This is a genomic window from Vibrio sp. 378 (assembly GCF_033339435.1).
In genome coordinates this window covers 1-620 of record NZ_JAWOUO010000750.1, presented here as the reverse complement: position 1 = coordinate 620, position 620 = coordinate 1, and the positions used below count along the sequence as shown (strand labels likewise).

The 620-nt window shown below is 46.8% G+C and carries 1 protein-coding gene; it reads left to right on the top strand.

The window, feature by feature from the left end:
* On the top strand, positions 1–620 hold a 620-nt coding region (locus R7Q48_RS28650), incomplete at both ends, for an efflux RND transporter permease subunit (RefSeq protein ID WP_318133725.1).

Below are 620 nucleotides of genomic sequence, written 5' to 3'. Positions count from 1 at the left end.
ACGTAGTAGAAGTAGGTGAGCGCCTTAACGCTGAGTTAAGCAGTTTAGAGTCCATCAAACCTGCGGGTTTGGACATGAGCTATTTCTACAACCAAGCGCAAGAGGTCGATGATTCTGTAAAAGCGTTTGTGATCAGCTTAGCTGAGGCGGTAGCCATCGTAATTATTGTGCTGTTGTTCACTATGGGCTTACGTAGTGGCGTGATCATTGGCGTGGTTCTTCTGTTGACGGTGTTTGGTACGTTCATCTTGATGAATTACAACAACATAGAACTTCATCGAATTTCGCTCGGTGCGTTGATCATCGCATTGGGTATGTTGGTGGACAACGCGATTGTTGTGGTTGAAGGTATTCTGGTTGGCCTGAAGAAAGGGCGCACAAAGGTTCAAGCTGCCGTCGATATCGTGAAACAAACACAGTGGCCTTTGCTTGGCGCGACAGTAATCGCAATTACCGCGTTTGCACCAATCGGCTTATCTCAAGACGCAACTGGCGAATTCATGGGCTCACTCTTCTGGGTGTTGTGTTTTTCATTGTTCTTGAGCTGGGTTACGGCAATTACACTCACGCCTTTCTTAGCAGACCTGCTTCTAAAAGAAGAAGAGAAAGACACGAACGGT